Here is a 17,098-nt window from a genome sequence, read left to right as displayed (position 1 = left end):
GAAATTCCCTCGACATCAGGGTTTAAAGGTTTGTCCCTCTGAGGAAACTGTAAACAGACGAGCGCGCACTGCTATATTATTGCAAGATATCGAAAAATTTGACATCGGTATCTGCAAACTCAAGGTTTTGATCACATCGTCTTCTATTGTGAGAATTAAAAAACTTTATTTCCTCGATGCGGATTGGGTGCCCGTGTCAACCCGGGCGGAAGGGGAGTTACAGAAACTCTGGGATGATTTCCGACGGGTTCATCAAAAACCCGTCAATTGGGGCGATCGCGACCGTTTTACAGCAATTTTCCAGTCAATGAGGTACACTTTCCAATTCAAAGTCCCCCTTGCCAAGGGGGGAGAATTCAATTCAAAGTCCCCCTTATTAAGGGGGATTTAGGGGGATCGTTCCGTTTCTAAAAAAAGGTGAATATCCCCCCCAACCCCCCTTGGCAAGGGGGGAGAATTGAACTCAAAGTCCCCCTTGGCAAGGGGGGAGAATTGAATTCAAAGTCCCCCTTATTAAGGGGGATTTAGGGGGATCGTTCCGTTTCTCAAAAAGTGAATATCCCCCCCAACCCCTGTCTCCCGGTATCGAGATGCCGGACCAGCAACACCAAATGGAACCGATGCAGATACCGGACGATCGCATCGAACACTCCCAGTAAAACAGATATGTTTTGCCCGGACTTGACACAATCAATTCCCCGATATTATAATTAAATCAGTCCACAAATATGGCGATTTAAACCGACATGGCACAACAGCTCAAGCGCTGGGAATCCCCCCGCCGCCAGGGGCGAAACGTCAAAGGAAAAGGCGGTGCAGCCCGGGCGCGACAACTCAAGAAACGGGAACAGCAGTTGCGGCGCAAACTCAAAGGCGACGACCCGATCCCAAACCAAAAGCGAAACAAAAACCAACCAACCGAAGGGAAGGAACCATCAAAATCCTTCCCTCTTTTTTTGTCAAATATCGGTTTCGGATTGAATGTTCGGGCAGATGGTGCGGGCGATGCGGCTGGGAGGGGGGTGATCTTGCCAGCGATCGAGTAGAACTTGTAGTTCGCCTTTCAAGGTTTCCAAAGCCGCAATTTGCCGGTCAATTTCCCTCACTTTCGCTTCTAAGTGGGATTTTACCTCGTGACAGGGAAGGTTGCCGCGATCGCGGATCTCCAGAATTTCCCCAATTTCCGCCAAACTCAACCCCAACCCCTGGGCTCGCTTGATAAATGAGAGTCGGTTCAAAACGCCGGGGCTGAAGAGTCGATAGTTCGACTTGGCGCGATCGACGGTGGGGCTCAACAACCCGATTTCGTCGTAGTAGCGAATGGTTTTCACCGACAAACCGCTGCGGGCGGCAACTTCTCCAATTTTGAGCGATTTGTCAGCGGTTGCAGGACGCGCAGACATGATTGTAACCCCCGGTTGACAATTGCTATCAAATTCTGATGGGCAATCCGAAAACATCGATGATGGCGGGAGTTCAGAATTTCTCCCGGAGGAGTGAGGAGTGGGGAGTTAGAAACGAGACGTTTCTCCGTTGTCTGCTGTCTCTTCTCTTTGTTCCCGACACCCGACACCCGACACCCGACACCCGACACCCGTTAATAGGGAGGACGCCGGCGTTTGGTCTGGGTTAGCAGCGGCAGGGGTGGGCGGGATGCATGGGGCGGCAGATAATATTCCGGGGCGGGTTCGGCTTGCTGTTCCGAGTGCGATCGCTGAATTTGCCACCACCGCAGGGCAAACGCCACCCCGATGGTTCCCAAACCGAAACTCAGCAGCGGCAAACTGGCTCCGATACCGCCAATCATGGTGTCAACCGCCCCCACCGTCACCACGAAACTGACGATCGGCTCTCTCCGGTAGGCGGACTTCAAAATTCTCGGCCACAAAGCATTCATCACGGTTTACTCTGCTCTTACACTAATATTAGTTCTAGACTGTACCCGATCGATCCGGGTTGCCGGACACTTCCCGAAGCATCGAATTCGCCATCACCTTGTCTTGTGTCGGGTTGGATTTCAACTTGCCGGTTTTCCATGTATTCTAAAGCAATTCCGTCCGGTCGAACAGTGCGTCTGCCACCCATTCGAGTGGGAACCCGAACAGACCGCCCGCTCCCCGGGAACGGACAGAGATCTCGTCCCTCCCGTTATATTTTAGCGCCTGTTTCGAGCGGGCGGAGCTGGTCAGGGCCGGTGGGGGGATTCTTCTTCGAGAAAAGGACGATCGAGCGTCAAATTGTTGTCACACTTCCAAGCCATCCATCATCTGACCGCCATGACGATTTTTAATGTCCGGGAAGCCGTCGAATCCGATATCAATCCGATCGCCTCCCTCCACACCTCCCAATCTCGCCGCCACATCCCCAATCTCGACGGGGGATTTCTCCTGGCGGAAAGCACCGAGGAGATGGTCAGGGAGGAGATGGCGAACGGGACCCGTTTTTTCGTGGCGATCGCCCCCGAAAGTGAAGAATTGGTGGGATTTGTCGCCATCGCCCGGCCGCAGATTTCGCCGGAGATCGTGGGGAACATTCGCTGGACGGGGACGGATTACGGCGATCGCCTCTCCGACCATCGCCACCATTACATTCAGGCGATCGCCACCAAACCGGGTTGGACGGGAAAAGGAATCGCCCGCCACCTCTACGCCTCCGTTTATCGACAATTTTCCGATTCTATTTTATCCGCTTTGGTCGTCACCCGACCCATCACCAACCACCGCTCTTTACAATTTCACAAACGCCAGGGGTTCGCCGCGATCGGCACTCTCAATTTGGAATATTTATTCGATTTAAAGGACTACGAATCGACGATTTTTTATCGGGAGACTTGAAGGGAAAGTTAAATTTTCTTTTGCTCCGACAATGGGGGCGGCATCCCGGGCCGCCCCTCGATACCGAAGGTGATGCGATCGCCGGGTTAAACCCGATTTCCTCGGTTCCATTCGTCTCCGATGTTTGGACTGTTGTCAAGTCATATTTCGATCGCAAATCGATGGTCCGAGCCGTTTGAGAGCCGGCGGACGGCCGGATTGAGAAGGGGGGCGATCGCTTCCCCTCCCCGTCCAAAATAAAAAATTGACTCGGGGGGGATAAATTGTTCTAAAATTATTGCATAGAAACGACCTCTCGACTCCCTCAACGCACCCCCCGGTACTGGATCATGGATTTAGAATCCCATCGGTTTATCGGTTATTTTGAACCCGAACAAGCCCAAAAACTCTGTCAGTTGGCCCTCGTCGAAGACCATCCGGACGGAGACCTGATTTTTGAAGAAGGCGAAATTCCCGACTATTTGTATTTGGTCCTCAAGGGACGGGTTGAATTCAGCAAACGGGCGGAAGGCGATCGCTACCAGGTCGTCACCGTCGCCGAACCTAACAGTTTTTTCGGGGAATTCGGGGTGTTGGACGGACAGCCCCGCAGTGCCCGGGCGATCGCAAAAGGAGGGGCAACCCTCGCAAAAGTTTCCCGGGATCACCTGATGACCATCCTCCGAGATGCCCGGGGAGAGGTGGTTTTGCAACTATTTAGCTACATTACCCGGCAACTGCGGGTCACGACGACCCAATACGTCAAACAAATGGTTCGCAAGCAAAAAATGGAACTGCTCGGGGAAATGGTGAACACGATTTTGCACGATTTTCGCAGTCCGTTCACCGGCATTCAGCTTTCGAGCTCCATGATTCGGGAACTGCACCCGGACGAGGAAACCCAAGAATGGTGCGATTTAATTTCGATGCAAATTCAGCGGATGCTGGGGATGGCGGAAGAGGTGTTGGAGTTCAGCCGGGGAAGCACCACCCTCAGCCGCCGCCGGGTGGATGTCCGCGAGATGCTCGAACGGTTTGAAAACCTGAATCGCGTCTATTTTCAATCCTGCGGAATTGAATGGAAAATTGACATCCGAGAAGAGATTTATATTCGAGCTGACAGTAACAAGATCCTGCGGGTGCTGCAAAATTTGGTCGGCAATGCGATCGAGGCTTTGGAAGACCGCGAGGGACACGTCACTATCACGGCTCAAATTCGCGATAACTGGTGTGAAATTTCCATTCAAGATGACGGACCCGGAATTCCGGAGATGATTCAAGACCACCTATTTGATGCCTTTGTCACCTACGGAAAACAGGGGGGAACTGGCCTGGGAACGGCGATCGCAAAATCCATTGTCGAAGCCCACGGCGGCGCGATCGGATTCGAGTCCAACCCGGCGGCGGGGACGACGTTTTGGATTCGCCTCCCCCTCAGTCACGACGATCCGATCCGGGATGAAATTGTAGAGGAAGTTCGGCTGGTCTGATGGTACAGAGCTTCAGCTTTCAGCTTTCAGCTTTCAGCAGAAGTTTGCCGATATTTCAACTGTTCTGGCGGTTGCAATCGCTGCGAAGGGGGATGGAAAACCGAAACCGGAACCGTTCGCGACGGGGGACACCAAAACTTAAGTCAAGCTAATCGATTCGAGAAAATAATTTTGTTTTTTTAAATTTTGTCAGGGAATTCTGATTTTTTATCGAAAATTGCTGTCAAAAAGTTGACGAGTTTATGGGGGTTCTGGTAGACTAGGGGAAATAGCTCCCAAGGGGTTCTTGTGTCCAGCCGTCAAAATGGAGGCTACAACCCCGATTCCTCCGTAAAATTTCCGAAAATTTCGGGAAAATTGGAAAACTACGATGCACCAATTTTGGGCGGTGAGACGGGGAGCCGGGGACGGGGGGTTGACAAAAACCAAATTTTGTGCATTGAGGGCGAAAAAGCGATCGCAACTGTTCCCGAAACCATTCCCAAATCCCATGAATTGACAGTTTCCCCCCCCAACTCCCGGAGGAGTTGGAGGGAGTGTAATTTAAGCGATATCTAACACTTCAAAATCCGTCTGACCGTAAGCCATCTGGCGATCGACCGCCGAGAGGATTTTATTATCCGCTTTGTCGGACATCAGACAGGCGCAGGCCAGCAGCGCCACATCGGGGCGGTGGATGGTTCCCGCCACCCGACAATCTTCCGTCAACACGCCGTTTTTCGTGGCGGGTTCGGACTTCAAACCCCCCGGACGGATGATGACGTAGGTGAGTCCGCTCTCGAGCAAATGTTGCTCGGCTTTTTCCTTTTCTATCAACACCGATTTCAGGGTTTCCATCGCCTGGGGGGGGAGGGCGATCGCGCTATTTCCGCTGCCGATAGAGGAAATTAAAATAAACTTCTCCACCTTCGCTTTCACCGCCGCATCGATCAAATTTCGGTTGCCCAAATAATCCGCCCGCTGCCCGTCCTTCGGCAAGCCGCCGATGGTGCTGATCGCCGCCCGCACCGGCGGTGTCCCGTCCAGGAATGCCCGTTCCGTCGCCGTCGCGTCCAGGGCATCTCCCATCACCACTTCCAGGCCGATCGCCTCCAACTCCGGGCGGGTGTCGGGCGATCGCAGCAAGGCTCTCACCTTCATCTGCGCGTCCGCCAAACAGTTGGCAATTTCACGCCCCACACCCCGACTGGCGCCGGCCAGAAAAATACAAGATTCGGAATTCATCGTCATGTCAAACTATCAAATTTTTCGATAACGTTTGTCGGGGCAGTTCGAGAGTGCTCCCGTTTTCTCCCCCGATTGTATCCGACTACGGGCTTTTTTTATAACATTCAGAAAATTTTACCACTCCAGACACAGAGGACCAGGAGAAATCCGACTCTAATTATATTAAATCCGGTTGAAGGCTAAAAAACAACGGGTTGGATATCAAGACCGCTTGGGAATGGCGGGGGCAACACCCTAAACAACCAAAAATTGGGGGAAAGCGTGGGGGGTTAGAGAATCGATCAAAGGACAATTCAATTATCAATTATCAATTCTTCCCCCCGACAGCTTACCGATCGCCGTCCGAGATCAGCGATCGCATCCCCTCCAACGTCGCCGGAATCGTCCGGGGGTCCATAAACATCACCTTGCTGCTGTCGCTGTTGCCGATGGTCGTCCCCATGTCTATGTAATGCTGCGCCAGCAGGTATTGCAGGACTTCCTTCGCCTCGGGGTCAGCTTTGAGGATCTTGGCGAGAATTTGCAAGGCTTCCGCCGTGGCGTGGGCTTTGAGGACCTGAGCCTCCCGTTCCGCCTGAGCCCGCAGCACCAGTGCTTTTTGGTGGGCTTGCGCCGCGAGCACTTCCGCTTCGGCGCGACCCCGGGCGGAGTTGATCGCGGACTCCCGTTCCCCTTCCGAAGATAAGATCGCCGCCCGTTTTTGCCGTTCCGCCGACATCTGCAATTCCATCGCATCCATCACCGCCTTGGCGGGGCAGATATCCCGCAGTTCCACCCGCGTCACCTTCACCCCCCAGGGGTCCGTGGCGATGTCGAGTTCCCGCAATAATAATTCGTTGACTTCGGTGCGGGCAGTAAAGGTCTGGTCGAGCTCCAGCTTGCCCATTTCCGAGCGAATTTGGGTGCGGACCAAGTTTTCCATCGCCGCCTGCAAATTATTGACTTTGTAGCAGGCTTTTTCCAAGTCCATGATCCGCCAGTAGACCACCGCATCGACGCTGATGGAGACGTTATCGCGGGTGATACACTGTTGGGGGGGGATGTCGAGCACCTGTTCCCGGACAGTCTGGCGGTAGGCGACGCGATCGAAAAAGGGAACGACCCAATTTAAACCGGGTTCGAGGGTGCGGCCGTTATATTTTCCCAGGGTTTCCACCAGAGCTTTATCCCCCTGATTGATAATTTTGACCGAACCCACGGCGGCAGACCCGCCGAAGATCAAAAGAATGAAGAACAAGAGCTGTCCCATTTTGTATCTCCTATACAATTATGTTTGACCGATGATCGATCGCACCGCCGAGATCGAGAGAACCTACACCTCAAGAGTCCCCCATTTCGCCGAATGCACCGACAATTTAGGAATGAATTAACTTTTCGGGGACGACGATCAGGGTGTTACCCTCCCGACTCACCACGAGCACTCTTTGTTGGGGGGCGATCGCAAATTCCCCCTCGCACCGAGCCCGCCAGGACACGCCCTCGCACAGCACCCGCCCCGTCTGTCCCGGCAAAATTTCCGTCAAACTTTCAGCCTCCGTCGCCGCTTCCAGGACGGACACCCGGCGGGAAGGCAACAGGCGACGAACCCCCAAGGCAAACACCAGCGATAAAATCATCCACAGGACGACCTGAACGCCCACATTAGGCACCAGCAGGGAGATCCCCGCCACGGCTAAGGCACTCAGACCCATCATGAATTCGATAAATGCCGTGGGCAAAAACAACTCCATCAGACAGAGGAGTACCCCGGCCAGCAACCAAAAAAGGGTAGGATTGACAAACATGGGTTTAATGATAGCGTTGCGGAAATTTAAGGTATGAGTCGATGGCAATTTGTTATTGCTGACACCTAGGGTGCGATCGACAGGAGCTACAATCATTTTATATTTGAGATTTTGTATTGAGTGTCCCCGGCAATAGATCTTCAAAGTGTCTTTAGATAAACTCTTCCAAATCAGCAGTTCCTCGCCACCGCCGATTTACTGCACCAACCCCGCCTGTCCCCAACCCCGCAATGCCTTGGGACAGTCCCGCTGCGTCACCTGCGAGACGCCCCTCACCTACCGCTACCTGTGGGCGGTCGGTTCGGCGGCTCGGGAGATGAAACCGGGGCAAATCGTCGGCAACCGCTACTACGTCACGGCGCCGCAAATTTGGCTGGAAACCAAACCCGCCGTGCCGCCGGTGCTGCCCGATCGCCTCTCGGACGCGATCGGCAACTATCTCTACCTGTACCCCCACAAACTCCACCTCCCCAACCTCTACGGCATCTACACCCGGGCGACATCCCCGGAAACGGCGGATATTTTACTTCTCGATAACGTCCCGGTGAACGACAAGGGGAACCTGCACCCCTCCCTGGTGGAATCCTGGCCCCAGGCGACGGCGGTGCGGCAGGTCTACTGGCTGTGGCAGATGTGGTCGTTGTGGGACCCCCTCTCGGAACAGGGGGCGGCTTACAGTTTGCTGATCAAAGACAACCTGCGGGTAGACGGGTGGCGGCTGCGGTTGCGGGAGTTGCACCGGGGCAAGATCCAGCCCACCCTGCCGGACCTGGCGGAGTCCTGGTCGGCGTTTGTGGAGACGGCCCACGAAAATTTGCGATCGCCCCTGCAAGATATCCTACAGCGGCTGCGGCAAAGTCCGGAGGGTTCCGGCCCGGGTGCGATCGCCGACCACCTCAACGAAATTCTATTGCACTCCGCGGCGAGGCTTCCCCTGCACCTGGCCACGGCGGGACAGACGGACGTGGGGCGGATGCGATCGCACAACGAGGACTGCTGCTATCCCACGGCGGCGGATCTCAAACAGCAGGAGATTTACCCCAACGACAAGCTGATCCCCCATTTGAGTCTGGTCTGCGACGGGGTGGCGGGGCACGAGGGGGGCGAGGTCGCCAGCCAACTCGCGGTCCAGTCCATCAAACCCCTGATTCACAGTTTGATGTTGGAAATCGGGGAACAGCAGACCCCCCAGCCACCGCACCTGGTCGCCCACCAACTCCAGGAAATTACCCGGGTGGTCAACAACGTCATCGCCGCCCAAAATGACGAACAGGGGCGATCGTCCAAACAGCGGATGGGGACGACCCTGGTCATGGCCCTGCAACTGTGCCAGCGGGTGCAAATCGAGGGGCGATCGGATTTCAACAACGCCCACGAACTCTATATCGTCAACATCGGCGACAGCCGCGCCTACTGGATCACTTCGGAATCCTGCGAGTTGTTGACGGTGGACGACGACGTGGCGACTCGGGAAGTCCGCACGGGCCGCGCGTTGTACTGGGACGCCAAACAGCGGCGGGATGCCGGCGCCCTCACCCAGGCTTTGGGGACCCGGGAGGCGGAATTCCTGAAACCGGCGGTGAAGCGGCTGATCGTCGAGTCGGACGGGCTGCTGCTGCTGTGTTCCGACGGACTCAGCGATAACGGGTGGGTGGAAAAAACCTGGGCGGATTACGCCCCGGCGGTGCTGCGGGGGGAAAAATCTTTGGAATCGGCGGTCCGAGATCTCGTCGAAATCGCCAACCTCCACAACGGCCACGACAATATTTCCGTCGTGCTCAATTACTTCGGCGTTTCTCCTCAGAAATTGGTCCTCGTCGAACCTCCGGAACCTCCCCAGAAACCGCAACCTTTGGAGTCGGAATTCACGGCCGCTTCCCGGGCCCTGATGGAGGAGGATTCGGCGACTTTGGCCGGAAAGGCGACCCGCAGAAGGCGATCGCAAAAGTTAGCCTGGATTCTGTTGATCATTGGCTTATTAATTGCCGCGATCGCGGGCAGCTTCTGGATCGGGTGGCAAAACCGCGATCGAGATCCGGTTTTCCCCCAGGACTCGGCAAAAATGGACAATGAAAAATGAAACATGATCGGACTCGCCCCCCACTCCCCCAAAAAAGGCCCCAAAAAAGGGGTTGACAGGGGGCGACCATTCGGGGTAAGATATTGACATAAACCCCCATAATGGGAGTGGTTGCCAAAAAAATATTTTTACACATATTCCCATTATCTAAAATAATACCAGAAGTCAAGCGCAAAAGCAACCCAAACCCCCAAAAACGGCAAAAATTTTTACATTTTTTAACTTTTCAACCCAGCTGTCTTTTTTGGAGACATCAATCAGGCCTTCACCCACAACGCCAGTCCGCCGCCCCGCCCTCGGGCCGCAATGAATTGGTCTCGAATCAAAAAATAGGCGAAAAAAGGCAGTTCCGCGACCCGCTTTTGATAGAAAGTTTCTTCACTGCTTTTTCCGTTGCGGATGTAGCCGTCGTAGAGTTTGAGTCCCAACCCCCGGACCCCCATGCGGGTGAAATCAAAGGCGAGGATATCATTTTTGAGCAAAAACTTCGCCGGCCCGCCGACGGTCAACGTCATCAACCCGACGCCGACCCGATTTTCGATCCGGCCCGCTTCAAAGGGTTCGCGATCGCCCGATTTGATATCCGCAACGGGGGAATAAGTCAAGCCGATCTCGACGAGGGCGGGAATGTAACGACCCGCCCCCATCAAGACTCCAGGGCGATCGCGGGTCTTTTTAGTTCCGGTGATCAAATACAACCGCCAGGTGCCGCACAGCCCCTCGAAGGGGTGTGATTCCCGGCGTTTGCGGGCGACCTTTTCCGCCTCCAACAGGGCGGCGACCACCTCCTCGGCGGCGGGGCGATCGCGATCATTCGAGTGGAGCGATCGCGCGGCCCGTTCCAAAATTTCCAGATATTCAGTCATATCAACTCCGTTTAAATACTGACACAATCGTTATCCCCCCCAATTCCCCATCTGCGAAAATCTGCGAAATCTGTGGATTGTTTAATATCAACTCCGTTTAAATACTGACACTTAACGTCGAGAAAAATCCATAGGCAAGAGGCAATCAGCAAAAGTTTGAAGTCGCTTCAATCATCAATTATTAATTGTTAATTATTAATTGTTAATTATTTTCTGTAAATCGCGTCCGCCACCCGCGCCACATCGCAGAGTTCGGCGACATCGTGGATCCGCAAAATGTCCGCCCCGCCGACGATCGCCGCCACGCAGGCCGCCGCCGTCCCCCAAACCCGTCGTTTCGGGTCGGGGCGATCGAGGATGTTGCCGATGAAACTTTTCCGGGACGGCCCCACCAACAGGGGGAAACCGAGCGATCGCACTCGGGGCAGTTCCCGCAAAATCTCCAAATTCTGGTCTGAGTTTTTCGCGAATCCGATCCCCGGGTCGAGGATAATGTGGGCGCGATCGATTCCCGCCGCGATCGCTGCCTGGGTGCGATCGGCCAGAAACTCCCGGATCTCCCCCATCAAATCCCGGTAGTCCGTCAGGGTTTGCATGGTCTGCGGCGTCCCCCGGATGTGCATCAGGGCGATCGGCACCCCCAGAGCCACCGCCGTCGGCAGCATTTCCGGATCATAAGTCCCCCCGGAAATATCGTTGATCAAATCCGCCCCGGCTTCCACCGCCGCCTTAGCCACCGCCGCCCGGGTCGTGTCCACGGAAATCACCGCATCCCCCACCGGACCAGCCTGTTTTCGCAACCGTTCCACCACCGGGATCACCCGATCCAGTTCCGTTTCCAGGGACACGACCGCCGCCCCCGGGCGGGTGGACTGTCCGCCCACGTCAATCAGATCCGCCCCCGCCCCAACCATGTCCCCGGCTCGGAGGAGGGCGGCATCCGGGGTATCGAAGGACCCACCGTCGCTAAAGCTGTCGGGGGTGACATTCAAAATGCCCATCAGATAGGTTCGCGTTCCCCACTCGAACGGGCGACCTCGAATGACTGTGGGTTCGACCATCGGCGCGATTATTTGTAGTTGACAATCTTGGCGAAACTGTCCGGCTGCAGGCTCGCCCCGCCCACCAAAGCGCCGTCAATTTCCGTCTGGGCCATGATCTCGTCGATGTTTTCCGGCTTCACCGAACCACCGTATTGAATGGTGACATCGGGATTCGTCAATTGGCTTCGGATCAAACGGATCACCCGGTTGGCTTCCTTGGATTCGCAGGTGTCCCCGGTGCCGATCGCCCAGATCGGTTCGTAGGCGATCACCAAATTATCTTGATCCACGCCGACGAGATCCTTTTCGAGTTGGGAGAAAATGTGAGATTCCGTCTGTCCCGCATCCCGCTGCTCTTTGGTTTCCCCCACGCACAAAATCGGGGTCAAACCGTGGCTCTGGGCCGCTTTCAACCGCAGGTTGACGGTTTCATCCGTCTCTCCGAAATACTGTCGCCGTTCGCTGTGGCCCACCACCACGAACCGGACGCCGATCTCCGTGAGCATCGGGGCGGAAATTTCCCCGGTGTAGGCCCCGGACTCTTCCCAGTGGACATTTTGAGCCCCGAGCCGCACCCGCGACCCGTGCAGGCTCTTGGACATGATATCCAGATCCGTGAAGGGGACGCACAGCACGATCTCCCGATCTTCGGGGGTCTCTTCCAATTGCGTGACAAACCCTTTCAGAAACTCCTGGGCTTCCGCTTGGGTTTTGAACATTTTCCAGTTCCCGGCAATAATGACTTTTCTCACAGTCGAACCAATAAACCTCAAAATACAACCGAATGCCAAACTTTAGTTTAAAACGTCGGGGGCATTTGCGGAAATCCGCTACTGGCCGAATTCCACCCGCGCCTGTTCCACCAGGTCCACGGTGACGACATCGCGATCGGCTTCCCGGGCCAGTTGTTCGATGCGCTGTCGGGCTTTCCCCCGCACGAAGAAGGGGATATTTTTGAGTTTGGCCGTGGCTTCGGGCTGCCACTTGAGTTCGTCGAGATAGTCGGAGTCTGACATGGCACTGCAGGCAAAAGGCAAAAGTCAACAGGCAAAAGGCAAAAAGCCGCGGGGGGAGCCGTTTGAGAGATTTATGTCCGATTCGGGGGGATTGACAAGTCTCGTCGGAGTCGGGACTCGCTCCGCTGCAATTTTTTTGTTTTTCCTAGCTTACGCGATCGCGAGGGTCCGGAGCAAACTGCGGATCACCCCGACAGTGACGCCGGGAAGTTCCAACTGGGGCGTCAGTCCCACATCCTCGAGTTGTTCAAACTTGCGGACGGCTTCGGAATTGAGGGCGGCGAGGCGCTTTCCGAGCTCCGGGCTGGTGAATTGGGTTTTTTTGCCCCAAATCATCCCGGTGGGGACTCTCAGTTGGGGGATGTACAGGGACAGATCGAAGCAGAGATCCCCCCGCACGAAGGACAGGGCGGCATATTCGGCGTTGGGCTGCTGGGCGGATTCGAGGTAGGCTTCCACGATCTCGTCAAAAATACGGTTGGGACGGGCAAACTGGCGCTGTTCGAGGAAGCTGCGGATTCCGACGGGGTTGGCGACGGCGGTGGCGTAGAGGACCCGATCTAAGACGGGGGTTTTGACGATTTGGGCGAATAAGCTGTTGATGTAGTCTCCCCCGAAGTCGGACAAACCGGAGGGGGTGGTGAGGATCAAACCTTTGAATAATTCGGGTTTTTTGACGGCGACGCGGATGGTGAAGGCGGCGGTCAAAGAGGAGGCGATCGCGACGATCGGTTCTTCGCAGGTTGACTCGATAAATTCCGCGATCGTGGTGACGTAATCTTCGGGGGTGTAGTCCCGCGCCGGATGTTCGGAACGGCCCCAGCCGATCAGGTCGGGGGCGAGGATTTTGTACTCCGACGCGAAGGCTGGGTACACCTTCGACCACTCGTAGGCGGACGATCCACCGCCGAAACCGTGCAGGAACAATAGGGTCGGTAATGTTTTTCCGGTCAAAGTTTCGGGCGTTTTCCAGGGCATTTCTGTGGCGGTGTAGTACACCATTCGCCCCAGAGATGTGACGGTGGATTGTTGAGTAAATCCGAGGGGATAAAACATGAAAATTCCTCTGGCAATGACGGCGTTATGAAACGATTTTTTGGTGGTCGGGTTTGAACTCGGCTCGAACGGGCGAGAGCGACCCTTCCAATTGTATGCCTTTCGGTCGTCCGACCGGGTATCTCTCCGGAAATATTCCGCCGTGTCGGGTCGCGATCGCCCGCCCCCATGAAATTGGACTCCGTTGCCCCTATAATGGATGAGGGGTGAAACCCCCCAGTGACGGGGCCCTTCCATCCCGACCGTCAAACCGTAAATTTCCGGAGTTGTCCGAGTTCGAGGTGAAATCCTTTTTCTCTGAAACGATCCGGATTCGGGACCCCACGGGCTGAAGCCTGATATTTGGGGACATTCATTCGACATCCGGCCGGGAGACACCGGACATCCAGAATCCGCCGCCCAAACCCTATTGAGGAACTCAGGTGATGAACGTTTCTATGCTAGAGGATTGTAGCTTTCAGATGGATCGCCTCGGAGACACAGATAACCCGAACCGAAAGACAGATCGGGACGCGACATCGGAACTGCTGGCCCACCCCGAGGCCAATGCCAGCAACGTGACATTACTCCCGCCGCCCCCCGCCACCCGAATTCGCTTGGCTTTGGAACAGTTGGAAGGGTTCGAGCCCGTCGAGGATCAATTTCGACACTGGGGGATCAAATTTGTCAACGCCATCGCACTGCAACCGTCTAATCCCCGCTTCGGCATCAAACCCGGCGTCACCGTCCTCATGGGGGCCCCCAAAGGCGGGACCGTGGAAGTGACCTTCAGCCACCCCGTCCGCCAGGTTGTCGCCCGGGTGACGAGTCCCCACACCACGATGTTATCGGCCTGCGATCGCGATGGGACTCTCATCGCCCAGGATGAGATGACGGTTTCCAAGTCCGGCGACTCGATGACTTCCCTGTTGCCGAGTCGAGAACTTCGGGTCAGATCGGAGAATATATATAAAGTCACGTTCTACACCTTTGACGCCCAGTTGATCGTCGAGCGCTTCCAAGTCGAGTTTTGACGGGCGTCAGAAAACAGAAAAAAGGGAGTCGGGCGTGCAAAGACACGCCGATCGCAGCGCCATATCATCTCGATTTCTGACGATCCCAAGTCCGATCAAATCCGGTTAAATCCTCGAATCAAAACGGGTTTAATATCCGAACCGCTTGGGAATCGATCCGCCCCCAGGGCGCAAGCCAGGCGCCCCTACCAGCTCAAATCCAATCCGGTTGAATGCTCGGAATCAAACGGGTTGGATATCAAGGCGATCGCCAAGCCGGGAAAAATCGGCCACAGTCGCTTAGATAGCTGCCGGGATAATCGATTATTCATAATTGAATGGATTTGAGACATCAATCGCGCCGTGCGATCGCCTCTGCCGTCAAACCAATTGCGTCAAAAGCCTCCCCTTTTTAGGAGTGAGCAACGGGGAGTGAGGAAAAAGTTTCTCTCTTATCAAGAGGTCATACTTTTGACTTTTGACTGTTGACTTTTAACTGGTGACGCTGCCTCGGGTTCCAACTGTTGCAAACCTTCGACGATCGCGGCCCGAACGCAGGAGTCGGACTCCCGGTCGAGCATGAGACGCAAATAGTCCTTCAAATGCGATCGCGACCGTTGCCGAAATCTACTCGCATTGCGATCGGCGTCCGCCGTCAGTTCCCGCACGGCAATCAACCGCTTCAGGGGATCTTCGGCGGTCAACTCCCGCAGCCAAACCTGTCGCGAGGTTTCCAACTGTTGCCGGCGACGTTCGAGAAAATGCCCGATCAAAAGTCCCACGATCGCGATCGCGCCGAAATCCTGAACCATGGTACTGATACCCATCCAGGGGGTTTCCGTCGTCGCCCACACGGACGCCATCCCGTATAACAATAAGGTGGTGGCGACTCCGCCCGCGATCGCTTTCGACCATCGGGGGTTCGCCCGCGCCAATCGTTGCCGAATTGTCAATCCGTACAATTGCCAATTCAGTTGCGGCAGTCGGTAGATGAGCGCCACCGCCCCGACACCGCCGCAGGTGGAAAATAAGAGGCGAGAATTCCAGCCGTACCAAGCCGCCAGGGCGAGAGCCCCCAGGAGCAACAGTCCGGTGCGGGTGCGGCGGTAGCGGAGCGATCGCTTTTTCACCGTCGGGGCGGGGGATTTGAGGCGGAGGACGTGGGGTCGGGTCATCGGCGCCGGAATGTGATCGGCGGGTCGGATATCGAGGGTTTTGCGGGGTTCCGCGATCGCTTCCCGGGACGAGGGCATCGGGCGATCGGCGGGTGAATTGAGGCTGTACATGGTTCGAGTTGGCTGCAATTTGTGGAATCGCCCCCCGTGACACCAGCTGGAAAATGCTACATTTTCAGGAGAGCGTCGAGTTGAAATCCTGTGGGGTTAGACGAACGGTAATGGTAAAATCAGCATTATCGATAGTTTATCAAGTTCCGTCGGGAAGACCCCATCAAATTTGATGGGCAATGGTAAAGACGATCCGACCTTTTGCCACGATTCACGCATCCGTTCATCCGTTCGGCTATGCCACGGAAACCCTCCGGACCCTACAGGACATGAGTCACTTGCAGACCAAGGAATCGATGAAAATTCCTGACCCGCCGAACTCAGCTTTGTTTGATAATCTAATCCCCCGACTCGAATTGATGGGGACTCAACGAACGTACAACTGGTAAACCGCCTAGCTGATCTTGCAAACCCAACCATGTCGAGCATGAAACACCAATTCACGGTTCACTTCTGGGGCGTCCGAGGGAGCATTTCCTGTCCGGGAACGGCAACGGTTCGATATGGCGGGAACACGCCCTGCGTCGAAATGCGGGTCGGCTCGCAGCGGTTAATTTTCGACGGCGGGACGGGCTTGCGGGTTCTCGGACAGGCGCTGCTGGCGGAAATGCCCCTCAAAGCCCACCTGTTTTTCACCCACTCCCACTGGGACCACATCCAGGGGTTTCCCTTCTTCACCCCAGCCTTCGTTCCGGTGAATGCCTTCGACATCTACGGTGCGATCGCCCCCAACGGCTCCACCATCGAGCAGCGCCTCAACGATCAGATGCTCCACCCCAACTTCCCCGTCCCCCTGCAAGTGATGGGGGCGAATCTCAACTTCATCGACATCACCATCGGCGAGTCCATCCACCTCGAAGAGGAGATCGTGGTCGAAACGGCCCTGCTCAACCACCCGGGAGAAGCGGTCGGATATCGCGTCAATTGGAAAGGATATGCCGCCGCCTACGTCACGGATACCGAACATTTCCCCGATCGCCTCGACGAGAACGTACTCAAGTTGGCCCGCAACGCGAACGTGTTAATTTACGACGCCACCTACACCGACGAAGAATACCACTCCCCCAACTCCAGCAAAGTGGGTTGGGGACATTCCACCTGGCAGGAGGCCGTCAAAGTGGCCCGGGCGGCGAACGTCGAAAAATTGGTAATTTTCCATCACGATCCCCTCCACGACGACGAATTTATGGACGAGATGGGGGAGGAAGTCGCCGATGCCTTCCCCAACAGTTTGATCGCCCGGGAGGGGTTGTCCCTGCAGTTGATTCCCCCATCGGGCTTCACCCCCACGGACGGAGCGGCGAAAGATGCGCGGGTTTCGGCTTAGGAAGAAGGGTGTAGGGGGTAGGGTGTAGGGTGTAGGGAATAGGGAATAGGGAATAGGCAAGCTAGCAATAGGGAATAGGGAATAGGGAATAGGAAGACAGAGACTCCCTCCGCTCCCT

Annotated in this window: 17 protein-coding genes; 6 read left to right on the top strand and 11 right to left on the bottom strand. The window is 55.5% G+C overall.

Going from position 1 to position 17,098, the window contains the following annotated elements:
• Positions 1 to 959: 959 nt before the first annotated feature.
• Together AC0QHF_RS11065 and AC0QHF_RS11060 are read right to left on the bottom strand one after the other, a co-directional pair.
• A complete protein-coding gene (locus tag AC0QHF_RS11065; protein ID WP_324704263.1) occupies positions 960 to 1,403 on the bottom strand; it encodes a heavy metal-responsive transcriptional regulator in 444 nt (147 codons plus the stop codon).
• Positions 1,404 to 1,597: 194 nt separating this feature from the next.
• Positions 1,598 to 1,897 (bottom strand): hypothetical protein, encoded by a 300-nt coding sequence (locus tag AC0QHF_RS11060; RefSeq protein WP_324704262.1) that lies wholly within the window; start codon positions 1,895 to 1,897, stop codon positions 1,598 to 1,600.
• Between the two features lie 343 nt (positions 1,898 to 2,240).
• Here AC0QHF_RS11060 and AC0QHF_RS11055 point away from each other — a divergent pair, with 343 nt between their 5' ends.
• Together AC0QHF_RS11055 and AC0QHF_RS11050 are read left to right on the top strand one after the other, a co-directional pair.
• Positions 2,241 to 2,834, top strand: a complete 594-nt coding sequence (locus AC0QHF_RS11055) for a GNAT family N-acetyltransferase (protein ID WP_324704261.1) — start codon at positions 2,241 to 2,243, stop codon at positions 2,832 to 2,834.
• A gap of 329 nt (positions 2,835 to 3,163) precedes the next feature.
• Positions 3,164 to 4,303 carry an ATP-binding protein gene (locus tag AC0QHF_RS11050; protein ID WP_324704260.1) on the top strand — a complete coding sequence of 380 codons (1,140 nt, stop codon included), beginning with the start codon at positions 3,164 to 3,166 and terminating at the stop codon, positions 4,301 to 4,303.
• A 543-nt stretch (positions 4,304 to 4,846) separates the two neighbouring features.
• Here the strand turns inward: AC0QHF_RS11050 and AC0QHF_RS11045 are convergent.
• The 3 genes from AC0QHF_RS11045 to AC0QHF_RS11035 form a co-directional block, all read right to left on the bottom strand.
• Positions 4,847 to 5,527: an SDR family oxidoreductase gene (locus tag AC0QHF_RS11045; RefSeq protein ID WP_324704259.1), complete on the bottom strand. Its 681-nt coding sequence runs from the start codon at positions 5,525 to 5,527 to the stop codon at positions 4,847 to 4,849.
• A gap of 331 nt (positions 5,528 to 5,858) precedes the next feature.
• A complete protein-coding gene (locus AC0QHF_RS11040) occupies positions 5,859 to 6,779 on the bottom strand; it encodes an SPFH domain-containing protein (RefSeq protein WP_324704258.1) in 921 nt (306 codons plus the stop codon).
• A 106-nt stretch (positions 6,780 to 6,885) separates the two neighbouring features.
• A complete protein-coding gene (locus tag AC0QHF_RS11035; RefSeq protein WP_324704257.1) occupies positions 6,886 to 7,314 on the bottom strand; it encodes an NfeD family protein in 429 nt (142 codons plus the stop codon).
• 145 nt (positions 7,315 to 7,459) lie between these two features.
• Here AC0QHF_RS11035 and AC0QHF_RS11030 point away from each other — a divergent pair, with 145 nt between their 5' ends.
• Positions 7,460 to 9,394, top strand: coding sequence for a 4-Cys prefix domain-containing protein (locus AC0QHF_RS11030; RefSeq protein WP_324704256.1), 1,935 nt, complete (start codon positions 7,460 to 7,462; stop codon positions 9,392 to 9,394).
• 257 nt (positions 9,395 to 9,651) lie between these two features.
• On the opposite strand, the gene AC0QHF_RS11025 is transcribed toward AC0QHF_RS11030, so the two are convergent.
• The 5 genes from AC0QHF_RS11025 to AC0QHF_RS11005 all read right to left on the bottom strand — a co-directional run bounded on the left by AC0QHF_RS11025 (position 9,652) and on the right by AC0QHF_RS11005 (position 13,375).
• Positions 9,652 to 10,260, bottom strand: coding sequence for a hypothetical protein (locus AC0QHF_RS11025; RefSeq protein ID WP_324704255.1), 609 nt, complete (start codon positions 10,258 to 10,260; stop codon positions 9,652 to 9,654).
• A 206-nt stretch (positions 10,261 to 10,466) separates the two neighbouring features.
• Positions 10,467 to 11,321, bottom strand: coding sequence for a dihydropteroate synthase (gene folP / locus AC0QHF_RS11020; protein ID WP_324704254.1), 855 nt, complete (start codon positions 11,319 to 11,321; stop codon positions 10,467 to 10,469).
• Between the two features lie 8 nt (positions 11,322 to 11,329).
• Entirely contained in the window at positions 11,330 to 12,055 is a 726-nt protein-coding gene (gene tpiA, locus AC0QHF_RS11015; protein WP_324704253.1) for a triose-phosphate isomerase, read from the bottom strand.
• A gap of 78 nt (positions 12,056 to 12,133) precedes the next feature.
• Positions 12,134 to 12,319 carry a PCP reductase family protein gene (locus AC0QHF_RS11010; RefSeq protein ID WP_324704252.1) on the bottom strand — a complete coding sequence of 62 codons (186 nt, stop codon included), beginning with the start codon at positions 12,317 to 12,319 and terminating at the stop codon, positions 12,134 to 12,136.
• A 150-nt stretch (positions 12,320 to 12,469) separates the two neighbouring features.
• Positions 12,470 to 13,375 (bottom strand): alpha/beta fold hydrolase, encoded by a 906-nt coding sequence (locus tag AC0QHF_RS11005; RefSeq protein WP_324704251.1) that lies wholly within the window; start codon positions 13,373 to 13,375, stop codon positions 12,470 to 12,472.
• 425 nt (positions 13,376 to 13,800) lie between these two features.
• On the opposite strand from AC0QHF_RS11005, the gene AC0QHF_RS11000 reads away from it, so the two are divergent.
• Complete coding sequence (locus AC0QHF_RS11000) at positions 13,801 to 14,388, top strand: hypothetical protein (RefSeq protein WP_324704250.1); 588 nt, start codon at positions 13,801 to 13,803, stop codon at positions 14,386 to 14,388.
• A 434-nt stretch (positions 14,389 to 14,822) separates the two neighbouring features.
• On the opposite strand, the gene AC0QHF_RS10995 is transcribed toward AC0QHF_RS11000, so the two are convergent.
• On the bottom strand, positions 14,823 to 15,671 hold the full coding sequence (locus tag AC0QHF_RS10995; RefSeq protein ID WP_324704249.1) for a hypothetical protein: 849 nt from the start codon (positions 15,669 to 15,671) through the stop codon (positions 14,823 to 14,825).
• 161 nt (positions 15,672 to 15,832) lie between these two features.
• Between AC0QHF_RS10995 and AC0QHF_RS10990 the strand changes: the two genes are divergently transcribed.
• Both AC0QHF_RS10990 and AC0QHF_RS10985 read left to right on the top strand, forming a co-directional pair.
• Positions 15,833 to 16,042 carry a hypothetical protein gene (locus AC0QHF_RS10990; protein WP_324704248.1) on the top strand — a complete coding sequence of 70 codons (210 nt, stop codon included), beginning with the start codon at positions 15,833 to 15,835 and terminating at the stop codon, positions 16,040 to 16,042.
• A 29-nt stretch (positions 16,043 to 16,071) separates the two neighbouring features.
• Complete coding sequence (locus AC0QHF_RS10985) at positions 16,072 to 16,980, top strand: MBL fold metallo-hydrolase (RefSeq protein WP_324704247.1); 909 nt, start codon at positions 16,072 to 16,074, stop codon at positions 16,978 to 16,980.
• Positions 16,981 to 17,098: the final 118 nt, after the last annotated feature.

The organism is Lyngbya sp. CCY1209 (assembly GCF_055795065.1).
The sequence above is the reverse complement of the archived record's forward strand: the minus strand, read 5'-3'. Positions and strand labels throughout refer to the sequence as shown.

Coding starts and splice junctions, on each gene's coding strand:
- AC0QHF_RS11065 (WP_324704263.1), bottom strand. CDS start 1,403: ATGTCTGCGCGTCCTGCAACCGCTGACAAATCGCTCAAAATTGGAGAA.
- AC0QHF_RS11060 (WP_324704262.1), bottom strand. CDS start 1,897: ATGAATGCTTTGTGGCCGAGAATTTTGAAGTCCGCCTACCGGAGAGAG.
- AC0QHF_RS11050 (WP_324704260.1), top strand. CDS start 3,164: ATGGATTTAGAATCCCATCGGTTTATCGGTTATTTTGAACCCGAACAA.
- AC0QHF_RS11045 (WP_324704259.1), bottom strand. CDS start 5,527: ATGAATTCCGAATCTTGTATTTTTCTGGCCGGCGCCAGTCGGGGTGTG.
- AC0QHF_RS11040 (WP_324704258.1), bottom strand. CDS start 6,779: ATGGGACAGCTCTTGTTCTTCATTCTTTTGATCTTCGGCGGGTCTGCC.
- AC0QHF_RS11035 (WP_324704257.1), bottom strand. CDS start 7,314: ATGTTTGTCAATCCTACCCTTTTTTGGTTGCTGGCCGGGGTACTCCTC.
- AC0QHF_RS11025 (WP_324704255.1), bottom strand. CDS start 10,260: ATGACTGAATATCTGGAAATTTTGGAACGGGCCGCGCGATCGCTCCAC.
- folP (WP_324704254.1), bottom strand. CDS start 11,321: ATGGTCGAACCCACAGTCATTCGAGGTCGCCCGTTCGAGTGGGGAACG.
- AC0QHF_RS11010 (WP_324704252.1), bottom strand. CDS start 12,319: ATGTCAGACTCCGACTATCTCGACGAACTCAAGTGGCAGCCCGAAGCC.
- AC0QHF_RS11005 (WP_324704251.1), bottom strand. CDS start 13,375: ATGTTTTATCCCCTCGGATTTACTCAACAATCCACCGTCACATCTCTG.
- AC0QHF_RS11000 (WP_324704250.1), top strand. CDS start 13,801: ATGAACGTTTCTATGCTAGAGGATTGTAGCTTTCAGATGGATCGCCTC.
- AC0QHF_RS10990 (WP_324704248.1), top strand. CDS start 15,833: ATGGTAAAGACGATCCGACCTTTTGCCACGATTCACGCATCCGTTCAT.
- AC0QHF_RS10985 (WP_324704247.1), top strand. CDS start 16,072: ATGTCGAGCATGAAACACCAATTCACGGTTCACTTCTGGGGCGTCCGA.